Source organism: Exiguobacterium sp. s50 (assembly GCF_018618175.1).
GTDB classification, from domain to species: Bacteria; Bacillota; Bacilli; order Exiguobacteriales; family Exiguobacteriaceae; genus Exiguobacterium; species Exiguobacterium chiriqhucha.
This window is the reverse complement of the sequence record NZ_JACSLP010000001.1, coordinates 230833-246864: the sequence shown is the minus strand read 5'-3', so window position 1 is coordinate 246864 and position 16032 is coordinate 230833. Positions and strand designations below refer to the sequence as shown.

13 protein-coding genes and 2 tRNA genes are annotated in these 16032 nt (G+C 51.0%); 10 read left to right on the top strand and 5 right to left on the bottom strand.

The genetic code is table 11. The annotated features are described in order from the left end of the window. Positions 1-71: 71 nt before the first annotated feature. Together KNP68_RS01330 and KNP68_RS01325 are read right to left on the bottom strand one after the other, a co-directional pair. Positions 72-2237, bottom strand: coding sequence for an RNA degradosome polyphosphate kinase (locus KNP68_RS01330; RefSeq protein ID WP_058763938.1), 2166 nt, complete (start codon positions 2235-2237; stop codon positions 72-74). After that, positions 2234-3766: a Ppx/GppA phosphatase family protein gene (locus tag KNP68_RS01325; RefSeq protein ID WP_214798475.1), complete on the bottom strand. Its 1533-nt coding sequence runs from the start codon at positions 3764-3766 to the stop codon at positions 2234-2236. Before KNP68_RS01325 ends, KNP68_RS01330 begins: the two co-directional genes overlap by 4 nt. Positions 3767-3955: 189 nt before the next feature. On the opposite strand from KNP68_RS01325, the gene KNP68_RS01320 reads away from it, so the two are divergent. The 4 genes from KNP68_RS01320 to KNP68_RS01305 are packed head-to-tail and all read left to right on the top strand — an operon-like array spanning position 3956 to position 7427. Then, on the top strand, positions 3956-4714 hold the full coding sequence (locus KNP68_RS01320) for a metal ABC transporter ATP-binding protein (protein ID WP_021065711.1): 759 nt from the start codon (positions 3956-3958) through the stop codon (positions 4712-4714). Continuing rightward, entirely contained in the window at positions 4711-5574 is an 864-nt protein-coding gene (locus KNP68_RS01315; protein WP_058763937.1) for a metal ABC transporter permease, read from the top strand. Before KNP68_RS01320 ends, KNP68_RS01315 begins: the two co-directional genes overlap by 4 nt. Further along, positions 5561-5971, top strand: a complete 411-nt coding sequence (locus KNP68_RS01310) for a Fur family transcriptional regulator (protein WP_021065713.1) — start codon at positions 5561-5563, stop codon at positions 5969-5971. The genes KNP68_RS01315 and KNP68_RS01310 overlap by 14 nt, the downstream gene beginning before the upstream one ends. A gap of 58 nt (positions 5972-6029) precedes the next feature. Next, on the top strand, positions 6030-7427 hold the full coding sequence (locus KNP68_RS01305; protein WP_214798472.1) for an NAD(P)H-hydrate dehydratase: 1398 nt from the start codon (positions 6030-6032) through the stop codon (positions 7425-7427). A gap of 50 nt (positions 7428-7477) precedes the next feature. Here KNP68_RS01305 and KNP68_RS01300 read toward each other — a convergent pair whose 3' ends face one another. Both KNP68_RS01300 and ispG read right to left on the bottom strand, forming a co-directional pair. Continuing rightward, complete coding sequence (locus KNP68_RS01300) at positions 7478-8059, bottom strand: hypothetical protein (RefSeq protein WP_236355694.1); 582 nt, start codon at positions 8057-8059, stop codon at positions 7478-7480. Between the two features lie 71 nt (positions 8060-8130). Then, positions 8131-9252, bottom strand: coding sequence for a flavodoxin-dependent (E)-4-hydroxy-3-methylbut-2-enyl-diphosphate synthase (gene ispG, locus KNP68_RS01295; protein WP_021065716.1), 1122 nt, complete (start codon positions 9250-9252; stop codon positions 8131-8133). 217 nt (positions 9253-9469) lie between these two features. Here ispG and KNP68_RS01290 point away from each other — a divergent pair, with 217 nt between their 5' ends. Further along, on the top strand, positions 9470-11155 hold the full coding sequence (locus tag KNP68_RS01290; protein WP_214798469.1) for a methyl-accepting chemotaxis protein: 1686 nt from the start codon (positions 9470-9472) through the stop codon (positions 11153-11155). Positions 11156-11198: 43 nt separating this feature from the next. Here KNP68_RS01290 and KNP68_RS01285 read toward each other — a convergent pair whose 3' ends face one another. Next, positions 11199-11645, bottom strand: a complete 447-nt coding sequence (locus KNP68_RS01285; RefSeq protein ID WP_251128648.1) for a hypothetical protein — start codon at positions 11643-11645, stop codon at positions 11199-11201. Positions 11646-11825: 180 nt separating this feature from the next. On the opposite strand from KNP68_RS01285, the gene KNP68_RS01280 reads away from it, so the two are divergent. From KNP68_RS01280 to KNP68_RS01260, 5 genes are all read left to right on the top strand, one after another. After that, the gene (locus KNP68_RS01280; protein ID WP_058763927.1) at positions 11826-13469 is read left to right on the top strand and encodes a Na/Pi cotransporter family protein; all 1644 of its coding nucleotides are present in this window, start codon (positions 11826-11828) and stop codon (positions 13467-13469) included. A gap of 108 nt (positions 13470-13577) precedes the next feature. Next, positions 13578-13654, top strand: a tRNA-Met gene (locus tag KNP68_RS01275). A gap of 5 nt (positions 13655-13659) precedes the next feature. Continuing rightward, positions 13660-13733: transfer RNA gene (locus tag KNP68_RS01270), tRNA-Ile, on the top strand. A gap of 125 nt (positions 13734-13858) precedes the next feature. Beyond that, entirely contained in the window at positions 13859-15328 is a 1470-nt protein-coding gene (locus tag KNP68_RS01265) for an alpha-amylase (RefSeq protein ID WP_021065720.1), read from the top strand. Between the two features lie 83 nt (positions 15329-15411). Further along, positions 15412-16020: a superoxide dismutase gene (locus KNP68_RS01260; RefSeq protein ID WP_021065721.1), complete on the top strand. Its 609-nt coding sequence runs from the start codon at positions 15412-15414 to the stop codon at positions 16018-16020. Positions 16021-16032: the final 12 nt, after the last annotated feature.

Genomic DNA, 16032 nt, shown 5'->3' with positions numbered 1-16032 from the left:
AATGAAAACGCTTTATTAACAGGTAACCGAATTCATTATACAATGTTCATTCTCGTTTGAGAAGTCTAACATCAGTCATCTGTCATTTTCTCATTTTCAGCTCGTAAGCGAAGGACTTCCCGTTCGGCCCAGTTCGAAGGTTCCCGTTCAAACACGCTCGGAATGTTGTTCCAGCGGCCGCCCGTGTATTGATGGATGATGATTTGTGATTGAATTTGTTCTTGTCCGGCTTCTTGTTTCAAATACACATAACTGCCGTCAGCACGCTGGATTCTGGCTTTCACGTTATCGACGAGTTGTAGCGCGAGCATGTCTTTAATATACGACTTATGTCCCGCATCGAGGATTGGGAATAGAATCTCAATCCGTTTGCGCATGTTACGGGTCATCCAGTCGGCAGAGGAACAATATAAGTCTTCTTTCCCGTTTTGATAGAAGTAGAAGATACGCGAGTGTTCCAAATAGCGATCAATGATGGAGATGACACGGATGTTTTCCGAGATGCCTTTAATGCCCGGACGCAGACAACAGATGCCGCGGATGATTAAATCGATTTTGACGCCGGCCTGTGAGGCGTCGTATAGTTTCGTGATAATTGGCTTGTCGGTAATCGAGTTCATCTTGGCGACGATGCGGCCGTTGCCGTATTTCTCGTGCAGTTTAATTTCGTCCTCAATCTTTTGAAGGAAGAAGTCGTGCATGTCGTCCGGTGACGTCTCGAATTTATGCCACGACGGACGTTCTCCGTACCCCGAGAGCCAGTTGAAGAAGTTGGTCGCGTCTTCGGCGAGCTCTTCGTTCGTTGTCAACAAGCCGATGTCCGTGTACAGCTTGGCGGTCGAGTCGTTATAGTTGCCGGTACCGAGATGGACGAACCGTTGCAAGACGCCGCCTTCAAGAATACGGACGACGAGCGTAATTTTCGAGTGCGTCTTTAACTCTTTATAGCCATAAATGACGTGGGCGCCGGCTTTCTCGAGCTGTTTTGCCCATTGAATATTCTTCTCCTCATCGAACCTGGCCTTCAATTCGACGAGCACCGTCACTTGCTTCCCGCTCTCGGCGGCATCGGTCAGCGCCTTGATAATCGGCGAGTCACCGGACACCCGATATAACGTCTGCTTGATGGCGAGGACGTTCGGGTCTTTGGCCGCCTGGGCGATGAAGCGGACGACCGGGTCGAACGAATGGTACGGATGGTGGAGCAAGTAATCTTTTTTCAGTACCGCTTGGAACAAATCTTTCCCCGGTTCAAGTCCTTCCGGGACGAACGGAATGAGCGTCTCGTTAATCATCTCATCATACTCGATCCCGATTTTATTATAGACCCCGAACAAGAACGTCAAATCGATTGGACCATCGACGAGGAAGATGTCCCGGTCATGAAGGTCGAGCACGTCCTGGAGCATGAACAACAGCTCTTTACTGAGTGACCGTTGCTGCACCTCGAGCCGAATCGCGACCCCGTAGCGTCGTTTCTTCAACTCTTTCTCGATTTGTTTCAAGACGTCGCGGCTGCCTTCCTCATGGAACGGCATATCGGCGTTTCGGGTGATTCGGAACGGCATCGTCGACTCGACTTCGAACCCTTTGAACAACGAGTCGATGAACTGGATGATGACATCCTCGAGCAACATCAAGTCGGTATGGTCCTCATCCTCGGTCGGTAGCTCGAGATAGCGTGGCAAGACGGCCGGCACTTGGACGAGAGCGAGCCGTTTCTTGCCTTCATCGGTCGAGGCGATCTCGACGGCGATATTCAGTGATTTAGACAACAACATCGGGAACGGCCGGTAGGCGTCGACGGCAATCGGCGTCAAGACAGGGAAGACATGCGTCCGGAAATAGAGTTTGACGAACTCGAGTTGCGTCTTATTCAAATGTTTCGGCCGCAAGAAACGGACGTTCTCCGCGGCGAGCTGCTTGAGGATTTTCTTATATGTCGCGTACTGGACCTCGACGAGCTCTTGCGCCTTGATGGAGATGGCTTTGATTTGCTGCTTCGGCGTCAGACCGGCCTTGTCTTCCGGACGGTTGAAGCCGGCGAGCACCTCGTCTTTCAATCCGCCGAAACGGACCATATAAAACTCATCGAGGTTCGAGCTGAAGATGCCGAGAAACTTCAGCCGTTCCATGAGCGGATTGCGTTCGTCCATCGCTTCTTGCAAGACGCGTTCGTTGAAGCTCAGCCAGCTGAGCTCACGGTTATTGAAATGTTCGGGTAAGTAGATGGTCATGAATCTCTCTCCTCTACGCGTAACTCGATTGATTGGTCAATCGCACGTTCCAAATGTTTTTTATGGCGGATGCCGCGTTGCAGTTCAAAGCGCGGGGATGTGTGCGTATGAAGCGTGAAGACAAGTCCTTCCTCGGTCGAGGATACGTCGACGTTCTCTACGACTTGACGTTCGGTCAAATCGAGGGCGTCGACGAGCTTGACGATGGAGCCGAGCAGCTCTAAGCTCTTCAACATCTTCGAGTCGAACCATTCGGGGAAGCCTTCGATATGTTGTTCGAGCAGGCGTCGTGATTTATAGGACGTCACCAAGGCGAGGGCGAGCCTGTCCTCGTTGTTCATCCCTTTAAAATCGTTCGTCGTAATCAAGTGGAACGTGTGGTCGCTCTTGTTATTATGGTCGATATATTCCCCGACATAAGCGAGCCGGCACGCCCCTTCTAAAAGACCGGGTTCGAACGGTTTCGGCTTAATCGTCTTCGTCTCAATCAAGCCGGTGTAAATTTGGCGGGCGAGATGAATCAAGTGTTGATGACGGACCGGGTCGACGGCATACTGCTTCTCGAAATGACGGAAACTTTCTTCTTTGACGTCACCGAAACGGACCCGATTGTTTTCCTTTAAGTAGTACTCATAGAACAAGCCCTCGCGTAGTCCGTTGTTGCTCATCATGAACTCAGGAACTTTCAAATACTTCGCCAGTTCATCGATGGCGGTCACGGCCGGGGCGATGATGTCCATCCGGTCCTTCGACAAACCGTCGAGACGCCCAAGTTGTTTCGGCGACATTTGTATGAGTTCGTCGACGACATCATGCAGGCGGTCGGCCCCGAGCGTGTATTGATGAATTCCCTCGAGTGGGAACAAGGACATCGACTGTTCGACCCGAACGAGGTTTCGAGCCGTGCCTCCGACACCGACGAGCGGTATACCGTGCGGCTCGAGCCAGTCGATCTCTTTGAACGACTTTTTCAAGAACGTCGTCAATTGTTTACGCTCGTCTTTCGTGAGCGTGTCACCCTTCATGAAGTCCTCGGTCAATGTGACGGCTCCGAACGGGAAGCTGTGATAGAAGACGAGTTCACGATCTTTGAAGTAGGTCACTTCCATTGAACCACCACCGATATCGACTGAATAGCCGTCCTCGATATACGTCGAGTTGATGATGGCCGAGTAGCCGTAAAACGCCTCCTCATAGTCGCTCAACAACCGAATCTCCATGCCGGTCGCTTGCCGGACTTCTTCTAAAATGGCCTCGGAATTGCTGGCGTTGCGGATGGCGGCCGTCGCGACGGGCAACACTTCTTTCACTTCGTGATGCTCGTTCAAGCGATTAAAGTGATTCAGCGTCTCGATGAGCGCCTCGATGCCAGACTCGGACAGTTCATTGTCATCGGTGATATGGCTCGACAGCCGTGCCACTTCTTTCACGTTCAACCGTTCAAAATACTGACCGTGGCCGTTCACTTCAAAAATGACGTTACGAACCGAGTTGGACCCGATATCGATGACTGCTAGTTTTTTCTCCACGGAAAAACCCCCTCTGCGTTATCTCTAGTGTACAACGAAGATCATAAAATTACATACGGATTTCAGTTCGTGCGCCGCCAATCGGCTCGCATTGCCTCTATACTTGAAGCATAGACTGATATTCTGTATAATACAGACGCCAAGCAAGTAGAAATGATTACGATTTATCACACGAGAGAAGGGTAGCTTATGACGACATCCGTCGTAAAATTAAATCATGTTTCCTATCATTACGATGGGACCGCCGCGCTACAGGACGTGTCCATCGATATTAAACAAGGCGACTTTGTCGCTGTCGTCGGGGAGAACGGGTCCGGCAAATCGACGTTGATTCGGACGATTCTCGGATTGTTATCGCCGCAAACCGGATCAGTCGAACTGTTCGGCCGTCCCCAAGGACAGTTCAAAGACAAGTCTCGTATCAGTTACGTTTCCCAAAAAGCCGCGTCGTTTAACTCAGGATTTCCGGTGACGGTCGAGGAAGTCGTCGCTATGGGCCGTTATGGACGCCTCGGTCTGTTCAAACGGTTGAATATCGAAGACAAGGCGGCCATTCAAAATGCACTCGAGACGGTCAATATGTGGCAGTTTCGACATCGGAAAATCGGCAGCCTGTCCGGCGGCCAGCAACAGCGTGTCTTTATCGCTCGAGCAATCGTCAACCAACCGGACTTGCTCATCTTGGATGAACCGACGGTCGGGGTCGACCAAAAACATTTGCGTGATTTTTATGAGGTGCTCCATCTGTTGCGTGAGCACACGTCATGTACGTTCATTCTCGTCACCCATGACTTGAACGTCGTCACCGACCTCGTCACGAAAGTCGTCCATCTCGATCACGGGCGTATGGCCTGCAACTGTGGATTAAAAGAATATAGTGAACTCGGCGAATTGACGGCGATTAAACCGTATCCGGTCAAAGTGCTCGTCCATGAAGGTACGTCATGATCACGGATCTGTTCACGTACAGCTTTTTACGTTATGCGTTCATCGCAGCCGTCGTCATTGGTTTCACTGCGCCGCTCATCGGCTCGTTCGTCGTCGTCAGACGGATGAGTTTGATTGCCGACGCGTTATCCCACATGACGCTTGCCGGAATCTCGTTCAGTCTGTTCCTCGGACAGTATATTCTGCTGTTCAGCGACTTGAACCCGCTTTACTTGGGGACGCTCGTCTCCGTGCTCGCCGCGCTCGGCCTCAATTGGCTCCGCGGAAAATACGTCCATTTCCAAGAGTTGTCGATTCCGATCATGATGTCGGCCGGGATGGGACTCAGTGCGATCTTCATCTCATTGTCGCGCGGGTTTTCCATCGATTTGTCGACGCTCCTGTTCGGGTCAATCTCAGCGGTCAGTCTATCAGACATCTGGATGATTTTGGCGGTGGCGGGTTTCACGTTGCTCGTCATCATCGTGTTCTATAAACAGCTGTTGTTCTTGTCGTTCGATGAAGAACAGGCGAAAGTGTCGGGCCTGCCGAGTACGATGCTCCACGTGCTGTTCATGTTCGTCGTCGCGCTCGTCATCGCCGTCAGCATGCGCATCGTCGGCACACTGCTCGTCTCGAGTCTGATCACATTACCGGTCGCGGCTGCGCTCCGGTTCACGAGCAGCTTCAAGCAAACGATTCTCTGGTCAATCGTGTTCGGAGAAGTCGCGACGATTGGCGGACTCATCCTCGCCTATGAGCTCGATGTCGCCCCGGGTGGTGTCATCGTTCTGCTCGCCGTTATGATTTTAGCCGTCGTCATGCTGGCTGAACGACTCGGACTCGCTCGGAAGAAGGAGGTTCGTTATGAAGGAAACTGAACAATTGACCCGCCTGCAATCGTCGTCGCTCAAAGTGACACCGAAACGGATTGAGATGTTTGCCTTTCTCGCGGCGGAAGAGCGTTACGTCAGTGCCAAGGACGTGCTCGACTATATGCGCGCGAAACATCCGACGATGAGTTTTGACACCGTGTACCGCAACTTGAAGTCATTCGCTGAGGAAGGATTGCTCGAAGCGACCGAATTGAATGGAGAGAAGGCGTTCCGCGTCACGTGCGGGTCGAATCATCATCATCACCATTTGATTTGCCGCGGTTGCGGTAAGACGAAGCTGCTCGAGCTCTGCCCGATGCGCTATGTCGAGACGCTCGATCCTGATTTTGAGGTCGTCGATCATAAATTCGAGATTTACGGGTATTGTAAACAATGTAAGTGACAAGAAGGGATTGTGGATGCAATCCCTTTTTTGTCGAATCAAGAGAGGGGGAGTCGAGATGATTTACACCGCAGCCGAAATCAAACAAGCCGATGCGACGGCGCTCCGGCAAGGGATGCCGGCCGACGTGTTAATGGAACGGGCAGCATCAGCCGTGGCGGCCCGTCTGACCTTCCGGCCACGCTCGTCGGTGCTCGTCATCTGCGGCGCCGGCAATAACGGTGGGGACGGCTGGGTCGTGGCTCGAGAATCGGCACAGCGAGGGTGTGACGTCTTTGTCTATGCCCCATTTGGCGAACCGAAGTCTTCGGAAGGGGAACGGCATGCGGCGTATGCGCGCCGTTTCGTCACCATCGTCGAGGAGCCCCGAGACGCCGATTATGTCGTCGACGCCTTGTTTGGGGTCGGATTCCGTGGTCCGGTCACCGGAAAGGCGAGGGACGTCATCACTTGGATGCGTGAACAGTCGGCGCCGGTCATGGCGATCGATGTGCCGTCCGGTGTCCCGAGTGATGAGGCGTCAGAATTTGACGGACATGCGGTTAAGGCAGATACGACGTTTTCGCTACACGGCTATAAGCGGAGTGCCTTTTTAACTCAGACGGCTCCATATTATGGGACGGTCGAGATGGTCGATATCGGACTGTCACACAAGTCCGAATGGCGTGTGTTGACCGAGTCAGACTTTGATCGGGGGTTGCTCGAGCGCGACCCGTACGGTCATAAGAATCGATATGGTCATGGATGTTTGATTGGCGGGAGCCGTCATTTGATTGGAGCCCCGTTCTTGGCGGCCCGGGCGGCGTTACGGACTGGCATTGGCTTACTGGACTTGGCCATCCCATCGGAGGCGCACATCATGGCATCGAGTTTACCTGAGGCGATGTATTACGACATCGATGAATTGCCGGACAAGGAGTATGCAGCTACGGCGATTGGGCCAGGTCTCGTCGACGATGAACGGACGGACCGTTTATGGCAAACCGTCCGTCGTCAATCGAAACCGCTGATCGTCGATGCGGGCGCCTTGACGACGGAACATCTCGTAGCAGAAGGTCCTCTCACGTTGACGCCGCACCCGGGAGAGTTCGCTCGCTTGACGGGACGATCCGTCGCCGAGATTGAAGCGGACCGGTTCCGTATCGCGTCAGACTTCGCACGGCAACATGGGATTCATCTCATCTTGAAAGGGACGCATACGCTCATCGTCAAACCAGACGGGACGGGGGCGGTCAATACGATTCAAGCCGCGGCGCTCTCGAAAGGAGGGAGCGGCGACGTGTTGACCGGAATGTTGCTCGCGCTCTGGGCGCGGACGGACCGAATCGACACCGAGTCTTCCCCGAACGAACAAGCCGTCCTATGGCATGCCTTGGCGGCACAAGCCGCGAGTCGGCAGATGCATCCGGCGAGTGTCCTCGCAACAGACGTCATCGAAGCGATCGGACGCATATAAAAAAGCCCCGTATACAGTGGATATTCTTATCCACGTATATGGGGCTTTTTTTAAATGGTGATGGACTTGGTCGTCTCGAAGCGATTGACGATGTGGAGCGCCTCGTTCCAAGATGTGATCCGTTTCACCCCGTCCGGCAACGGTTTGCGGTTATACGGCGCATCGAACAATAGGACCGGAATGGTCGTCTGTTCATGGATCGAGATCGCGTTCTCATAACGGTCCTCCATGAATAGGTCGAGTTCGAGCTGTTTGACGACGCCGACCTTGTCATGGCTCCCTGTCATGATGAGCGAGTCGAGTGGGAGTTCATGCTGCCGAATCCACTCCTCTGTGACGGCGCGGACGGCTTCGCTGCGGGCCGTGACGTAATGGAGACGGTGTGCTTTTCGCATGTGCCAAAGGACGTCGTTCACTTCAGAGTGGGGAAGTGAGCGACGATAAATCGCTTCCTCGTGGCCTTGCTCAATCATGAAGCGCCAAAACGCTTCTTGCGTCATATCGGTATACGTATGCAACTCGTATTCGGTCGCTTGATGATAATCGATGGCGTACCCGAGTGCGTCGTTCATATAGTGAAAACAACTTTGCGGATCCGTGACGGTTCCGTCGAGGTCTATTCCAATGTGCATCTTCGTCCCTCCTTGCTCATAACCCTTATTGTACCAAAAGCCCGCTCGGTTGCAACCGAGCGGGCGAAGGATTAGTTAGATTGGTTGGCGAGTTCTTGCTCCTCGAGTTCGCGAGCGGCAAGTTTCTCGGCGACAATGGCGTCGATTTCTTTCTTCAACTCTTCGACCATCGTGGCTTCAGGCACTTTACGGATGATTTTCCCGTGACGGAAGAGCAGGCCTTCGTTGCGGGCACCGGCGATGCCGATATCGGCTTCACGTGCTTCACCCGGTCCGTTGACCGCACAGCCGAGCACAGCGACCTTGATGTTGACGTTAATGTTTTGGATATACTCTTCGACTTCTTTCGCAATCGAAATCAAGTCGATTTCGATGCGTCCACATGTCGGGCATGAGATGAGCGTCGCCGCGTTGGCCGCGAGACCGAACGATTTGAGCACTTCTTTGGCGACTTTGATTTCTTCGACCGGGTCGTCAGATAGTGAGACACGGACCGTCGAACCGATACCGAGCGAAAGGATTGCCCCGAGGCCGGCAGCAGACTTGAGTGATCCCGAGAAGAGCGGGCCTGATTCCGTGATTCCGACGTGGAGCGGGTAATCGAACGTCTTGGCTGCGAGCGTATACGCTTCGAGGGCCAAGTTTACGTCAGATGCCTTAAGCGAGATGATTGTGTTATAGAAACCGAGGTCTTCTAAGATTTTGACGTGGTGCATGGCACTCTCGACCATTCCTTGAGCCGTCGGATAACCGTACTTTTCAAGGAATTGCTTTTCGAGTGAGCCGGCGTTGACACCGATGCGAATCGGGATGCCTTTTGCTTTAGCGGCGTTGACGACCGCTTCGACTTTCTCGCGACGACCGATGTTACCCGGGTTGATTCGAATCTTATCGACACCGCTCTCGATGGCTTTGAGCGCCAATTTGTAGTCGAAGTGAATATCGACGACGAGCGGGATATTGATGCGGCTCTTAATCTCAGCGAGGGCATCGGCAGCGCGCTCATCCGGACAAGCGACGCGGACGACTTGGCAGCCTGCTTCTTCAAGACGCAAAATTTCGGCGACGGTCGCTTCGACGTCATGTGTTTTCGTTGTCGTCATCGACTGGATGACGACCTCATTCGATCCCCCAATGATGAGGTTGCCGACACGAATCGGACGGGTTAATGAACGATGCAGAATTTCTGACATATACGTAATCTCCTTCTTTTGGAAAGGTTCCAATCGATTTAAGATGAGTGGTTTCCTTATTATCATAACGAAATGTTTGTGAAAAAGCACCCGGCAAGCGCTTGCGAGATGTGCTCTTACGAAACGCTAACGTTATCTTAACAGATGCTTCATAATTTTCCACCGTCTGAAGACCGATATATTCAATGAAATGACGTGTGAAGAGGTGGAATGAAGGATGTTGAAGCGATTTAAACGATTGAAGAGGATGAAGCGTCGAAACGAGTGGACGATGGCAAGTCGGTTGACTTGGACGTTGATGCCAATCATGCTCATATCATTTTCAATTGTATTCGGTTGGTTCGCCATGAAAGCCGAACAGTTGATGACCGACGAAATCGAAAAACGGTTGCATCGAGAAGCGACTGTGATGCGGGAGACAATCAAGACGACGTATGAGGCGTATGTCGCGAACGAAAAGATGTTAACCCGTTCTTTAAAGTCGACGTACATGCAACAGGCTTCGATCCTAGCTACAGACGGACTCGAAGCGAGTCAGTATTTGGTGACCAATGATAATATCGATAAATTGAGCGGGAAAAAAGTTGAAGACCGGTTTAGCAATCGCCTAGATGAGATTTTAGTGGAAGACGTGAGTGTCAGTGATCAACATGATGAGTTTATCGTTACGACGCCGATTCCTGAACTTCAGGCTCATTACGTCATTGTTGTGACGAAACAGTCGGTACTCGGTTCGATGTGGGCACTACAAGAAATCGTCTTCGTTGGCCTGATCAGTATGCTCGTGTTCATGATTGGCTTGTTTGCCGTCATGATTCGTCGTGAGGTCAAGCCGTTGACGCAGTTTGCCGAACGATTGCGTGAGTCGGTGGCGACGCGCTCATTCACAGCAGTTACATTAGACGCCAACTCAATTGAAATGCGAAGTCTAGAGCAGGCATACAATACGTTAATTGGATTATGGACGCGCTCGCTCGTGACGATGACCGAGACGTCAACAGCATTCGAATCAAGCTTGCCGCTGTTCAGAAGACAACTGGAGGCGAATGAACAGCAAATCGTGGGCTTTAAGGAAGTAGCGGCCACGGTCGCGCTGACGAGTCAGTCTTACCAGTCGTTCACGACCGAGTCGACCCATCGGTTTACCGATATCGCTGCCCACGTTCGTTCATTCGAAAAAGATATCGCTGCAATCGATCAACGGACAGAGTTACTAAATCGAACGATTGCGTCAGAAATGGAATCGTTCTCGAGCGTCAAAGGAGCGAGTGAATCGTTTGCCATCAAAGCGGCAGCGGTCCAGCAACGATTATTAGACAGCGAGGCGACATCAGAGCGAGCGGATGATGCGCTAAAGAAAATCCTTTCTGTCGCGGCTGCGACAAAAATGTTAGCGCTCAACGCCTCGATTGAAGCAGCACGTGCCGGTGAACATGGTAAAGGATTTGCCGTTGTCGCCAGCGAGGTCGGACAGTTGGCGAAAGTGACGAACGAATCGACGTTATCCGCTGTGGCTACGATTGAAGCCATTCGGCAAGAACGAAGCGAAGTGTTCATGGAAATGGAACGCTTCGAATCCGACATTAAATCATTAGGGGCGGCATTGCGTAATATCGAAGCGGGGATCGAGAAAATTGATCATGAGGTCACAAAACAAATGAGCCAATTCCAAGCGATCACGGAACAGACATCGCTGACCGGACAGCAGTTGCTTGAAATGGCGGAAGCGAATGGTCAATTGACCGAAATCGGAATGATGCTCGAGCAAAAACTGCATGACTTACAAGACGGTGTCGAAGAATGGACGGATACACAACGAGCTTTACAAACGGCAGGAACCCATCTCGGCAATCAAAGCGAACGTCTTCACGACGTCTTGCATGATTTGGCACCACTCCAATAAACAAGGCCGGACGAGCGCATAGAAGCGTTCATCCGGCCTTGTTTTATGATGTTCGTTTAATCGGGATTAGCGATAATGGAACGACTACATAAATAAATAATAGTAGAATCCCGAACCACGACGCGGACGGCGAAACGTGATACAGGACGACGAGACTGACTGTCGGAATGAGCGACATCGCGACCGCATACGGCCAAGCTTGGCGATACGGCCACATCTTCTTCGTACGCCATTTCGTGACGAGTTGGACGAGGAGGGCACTGAGGGCGACGAGTCCCATATAGAAGAAGAAAATCGCGAACGCATGTAAGAACAACCACATCGGCCAAAAGAAATTTGGTTGTAACACGATGTAATCGAGTGCCGTGACGGTCAACGTCAACACTAAACTCGCCATCATATAGGCGTGGAGTGGGGCCAAGCGGAGACGTAACGCCTGCTTGGACGGGTAAAGGCTATGGCGGATAAACTGAATCGTTGTCTTGAACATAAATGGAACTCCAATCTGTTATAGTACAAAACTAGAAAAACAAACAAAAATCATACAGTGGTTTAATAAAACCTTAACATTAAACCTGTTTACATCGAATGGGTGATGCGGGCATAATGAGTAGGGCATTAAAAACCAAGCAAACACAACTAATTCACAATCAAAAGGAGTACAAAAATCGTGGAATACAATTTGCAAGAAATGTTATTCATGTTTTTTGGAGGATTAGGGATCTTCCTCTTCGGTATCAAATCGATGGGAGACGGCCTCCAAAAGTCAGCAGGTAACCGCCTGCGTGACATCCTTGATAAGTATACATCGAATCCGTTCCTCGGAGTACTAGCTGGTATCATTGTAACAGTCTTGATTCAGTCATCGTCAGGTACGACTGTCATCACGGTCGGTCTTGTCAGCGCCGGGTTCATGACGCTCCGTCAAGCAATCGGGGTCATCATGGGGGCGAACATCGGGACGACAGTGACCGCGTTCATCATCGGTTTCGATGTCGGCGCCTACGCGTTGCCGATTATCGCTATCGGTGCGATTCTTCTTTTCTTCTTTAAAAAAGAGAAATTGCAACATTTGGGTCAAATCTTCTTCGGTTTCGGGATGCTGTTTTACGGTCTTGAACTTATGGGAAGCGGCATGAAGCCGCTCCGTTCGAGCGAATACTTCATCGACTTGACGCAATCGATGAGTGACAACCCGTTCCTCGGTGTCGTCGTCGGTACGGTGTTTACCGTCATCGTTCAATCGTCATCAGCAACGATCGGGATTTTGCAAGAGTTGTATGCCGGTGGATCAATCGACTTGGACGCGGCACTTCCGGTCTTGTTCGGAGACAACATCGGGACAACGATTACAGCGGTACTCGCTTCAATCGGTGCTTCGGTAGCAGCCCGTCGTGCGGCAGCAGCCCACGTCATCTTTAACATTGTCGGGACGACGATCTTCATGATCTTGTTGATCCCGTTCACACAATATATTTACTGGATCACAGATATTTTAGCGATTGAAGACAAGATGCAAATCGCCTTCGCCCACGGGACGTTCAACGTCGTCAACACGTTCATCCAGTTCTGGTTCATCGGAACGATTGCTTGGATCGTGACGAAAATGGTTCCTGGTGAAGATTCAATCGTCGATACGAAAGCACAGCATTTGGATCCAATCTTCATCCAACAGTCACCATCGATCGCCGTCGAACAAGCGAAGTTTGAAGTCATCCGCATGGGCGACTTCGCAAAACTTGGACTTGATGAAGCGCGCAACTATATGACGACTGGCGATAAGAAACATGCCGAGAAGTCAGCGCACATTGAAGAGGCGCTCAACTCGCTTAACTCAAAAATCACAGATTACCTCGTGAAACTCGCTGCCGTTGATTTGACGGAGCAAGAATCACAAGAACATAAGACACTCATGCATGCCATCAACGATATCGAGCGAATCGGTGACCACGTCGAGAATATTATCGAATTGATCGATTATAAGACGGCGACACGTGTCACACTATCGACCGGTGCTCAGAAAGAGTTGACGGAAATGTACGATTTGACACGGGCCACGCTCGAGAAGTCACTTCAAACGTTGGCGAGCGGAGACATGGTCGAAGCGCGTCAAGTCATCGAGATGGAAGCGAAACTCGATATGCTGGAGCGTCAGTTCCGTAAAAATCACGTTGTCCGCTTGAATACAGGTGAGTGTGACGGCCAAGCCGGTATGTTCTTCGTCGATATGCTCTCGAACTTGGAGCGCATCGGTGATCACGCCATGAACATCACAGAAATCACGCTTGAAGATAGAAACGAAGCAACAGTCTAATCCAACGGTCCTTCCGGCTCATTTGAGACGGAGGGACTTTTTGGTTCAATGTGACTTTTGATTGACAGTGACGCGTTCATTCAGTATATTATTACTGTATAACAACGTGGCGGTGTAGCTCAGCTGGCTAGAGCGTACGGTTCATACCCGTGAGGTCGTGGGTTCGACTCCCTCCGCCGCTACCAATAAAGGACCCTTAGCTCAGCTGGTTAGAGCAGACGGCTCATAACCGTCCGGTCGTAGGTTCAAGTCCTACAGGGTCCATTTTGTGAACAGCTTTCTGATGAAAGCTGTTTTTTGTTTTCATTTTTAGTTTTCAAACTCGAAGTCCTGGGTAAATATCCGTTAGCATTTTGTTTTTTGAAAAATATGAAATGAGGCGAAGCGAGATGGAACGAAATCATACGATGATGCAATTTTTTGAATGGCACGTCCCGGCTGACCAGAAACATTGGAAGCGATTGAAAGAACGAGCTTCTGAATTGAAGGAAGTCGGAATTACCGCATTATGGTTGCCCCCTGTCACGAAAGGACAGAGCGACGAGGATACGGGATATGGCGTGTACGATTTGTATGATTTAGGGGAGTTTGACCAAAAAGGAACGGTCGCGACCAAATACGGAACAAAAGAGGAATTACTCGAGGCGACGAAGCATGCCCAAGAACTTGGAATGCAAGTCTATATGGATGTCGTCTTAAACCATAAAGCCGGGGCCGATGCGACCGAGAAGTTCGATGTGCTCGAAGTCGACCCGGAAGATCGCACGAAAGTGCTGTCAGAAGAGCCGTTCGAGATTGAAGGCTGGACCAAGTTTGATTTCGAAGGTCGAAACGACAAACATTCCTCTTTCAAATGGAACTTCCATCACTTTAACGGTACAGATTATGACGCTGCGAACGACCATAGCGGTATCTTCTTCATCCTCGGTGAAAACAAAAAATGGAACGACAACGTCGATGACGAGTTCGGTGTCTATGACTATTTGATGTTCGCCAATATCGATTATCACCACCCAGAAGTCCGTGAAGAAGTTCTTAGCTGGGGCAAGTGGTTTATCGAAGAGACGCAGTGCGACGGGTTCCGACTCGATGCCATCAAACACATCAACTATGATTTCGTTAAAGAGTTCAGCCAGAAAATGAAAGCTGAAAAAGGCGACAACTTCTACTTGGTCGGTGAGTTCTGGAAGTCAGAGCTCGATGCATGCCGTGAGTTCCTCGACAACATCGATTATCACGTCGATTTGTTCGACGTGCCGCTCCATTACAACTTGCAGCGTGCCTCGACAGAAGGAGAATCGTTCGATATGCGGACGATCTTTGACGATACGCTCGTCCAGTCCCACCCGCTCCACTCAGTGACGTTCGTCGATAACCACGATTCACAACCGGCGGAAGCACTCGAGTCATGGGTCGAAGATTGGTTCAAACAAATCGCCTACGGTTTAATCTTGCTTCGCCAAGACGGGTACCCTTGTGTGTTCTATGGGGACTACTACGGCATCAACGGACCGCACCCGGCCGATGGGAAGAAAGTGGCAATCGATCCGCTCCTTTATGCGCGCCGTGAGAAAGCGTACGGTCAACAGGACGACTACTTCGATGACGAACACGTCATCGGTTGGGTCCGTCAAGGTGTCGAGGAGATCGAGCGTTCGGGTTGTGCTGTCCTCATCTCGAACAGTGAAGCAGCCGAGAAACAGATGTTCGTCGGCGAGCACCGTGCCGGCGAGAAATGGGTCGATTTGACACAGACCGTCGATGAGGTCGTTGAGATTGATGAAGACGGACATGGAGTATTTAAAGTAGCGGCAGGTTCGATTTCGGTTTGGGCGTTACCTGAACAAGACGTCGAGTGAAGCATTACAATTGAGTCGACCGTCACAAATCTGTTACATTTAAAACGAACGTTGTTCAAACCAATTTAAGGGGGATTTTAGTTATGGCTAAATTTGAATTACCACAACTTGATTACGCATACGATGCACTTGAACCACACATTGACGCACGCACGATGGAAATCCACCACACGAAACACCACAACACTTACGTCACGAACGTAAACAATGCACTCGAAGGAAAAGACGTGAACTACTCTTCACTCGAAGAGTTGCTTCAAAACCTCGATTCACTTCCTGCTGACATTCAAACAGCGGTCCGCAACAACGGTGGCGGTCACTGGAACCACTCATTCTTCTGGAAATTGTTGAAGAAGAACGAGAACGGTGCTCCGACGGGCGAACTCGCTTCTGCAATCGACGAAGCGTTCGGCAGCTTCGACGCGTTCAAAGAGGAGTTCACGAAAGCAGCGACAACACGCTTCGGCTCTGGTTGGGCTTGGCTCGTCGTGAAAAACGGCAAACTCGAAGTCACATCGACTCCAAACCAAGATTCACCGATCATGGAAGGCGTTCAGCCAATCCTCGGTCTCGATGTTTGGGAGCATGCGTACTACTTGAACTATCAAAACCGTCGTCCGGATTATATTCAAGCGTTCTTCCATGTCATCGACTGGGATTACGTCGCGAAGCTCTACGCAGACGCAAAATAATGACACTGTCCC

What these genes read in the sequence shown, in the direction of transcription:
- KNP68_RS01310 (WP_021065713.1), top strand. Translation starts at nt 5,561, where the DNA reads ATGAAGGAAACTGAACAATTGACCCGCCTGCAATCGTCGTCGCTCAAA.
- ispG (WP_021065716.1), bottom strand. Translation starts at nt 9,252, where the DNA reads ATGTCAGAAATTCTGCATCGTTCATTAACCCGTCCGATTCGTGTCGGC.
- KNP68_RS01305 (WP_214798472.1), top strand. Translation starts at nt 6,030, where the DNA reads ATGATTTACACCGCAGCCGAAATCAAACAAGCCGATGCGACGGCGCTC.
- KNP68_RS01330 (WP_058763938.1), bottom strand. Translation starts at nt 2,237, where the DNA reads ATGACCATCTACTTACCCGAACATTTCAATAACCGTGAGCTCAGCTGG.
- KNP68_RS01315 (WP_058763937.1), top strand. Translation starts at nt 4,711, where the DNA reads ATGATCACGGATCTGTTCACGTACAGCTTTTTACGTTATGCGTTCATC.
- KNP68_RS01300 (WP_236355694.1), bottom strand. Translation starts at nt 8,059, where the DNA reads ATGCACATTGGAATAGACCTCGACGGAACCGTCACGGATCCGCAAAGT.
- KNP68_RS01260 (WP_021065721.1), top strand. Translation starts at nt 15,412, where the DNA reads ATGGCTAAATTTGAATTACCACAACTTGATTACGCATACGATGCACTT.
- KNP68_RS01290 (WP_214798469.1), top strand. Translation starts at nt 9,470, where the DNA reads ATGTTGAAGCGATTTAAACGATTGAAGAGGATGAAGCGTCGAAACGAG.
- KNP68_RS01320 (WP_021065711.1), top strand. Translation starts at nt 3,956, where the DNA reads ATGACGACATCCGTCGTAAAATTAAATCATGTTTCCTATCATTACGAT.
- KNP68_RS01285 (WP_251128648.1), bottom strand. Translation starts at nt 11,645, where the DNA reads ATGTTCAAGACAACGATTCAGTTTATCCGCCATAGCCTTTACCCGTCC.
- KNP68_RS01265 (WP_021065720.1), top strand. Translation starts at nt 13,859, where the DNA reads ATGGAACGAAATCATACGATGATGCAATTTTTTGAATGGCACGTCCCG.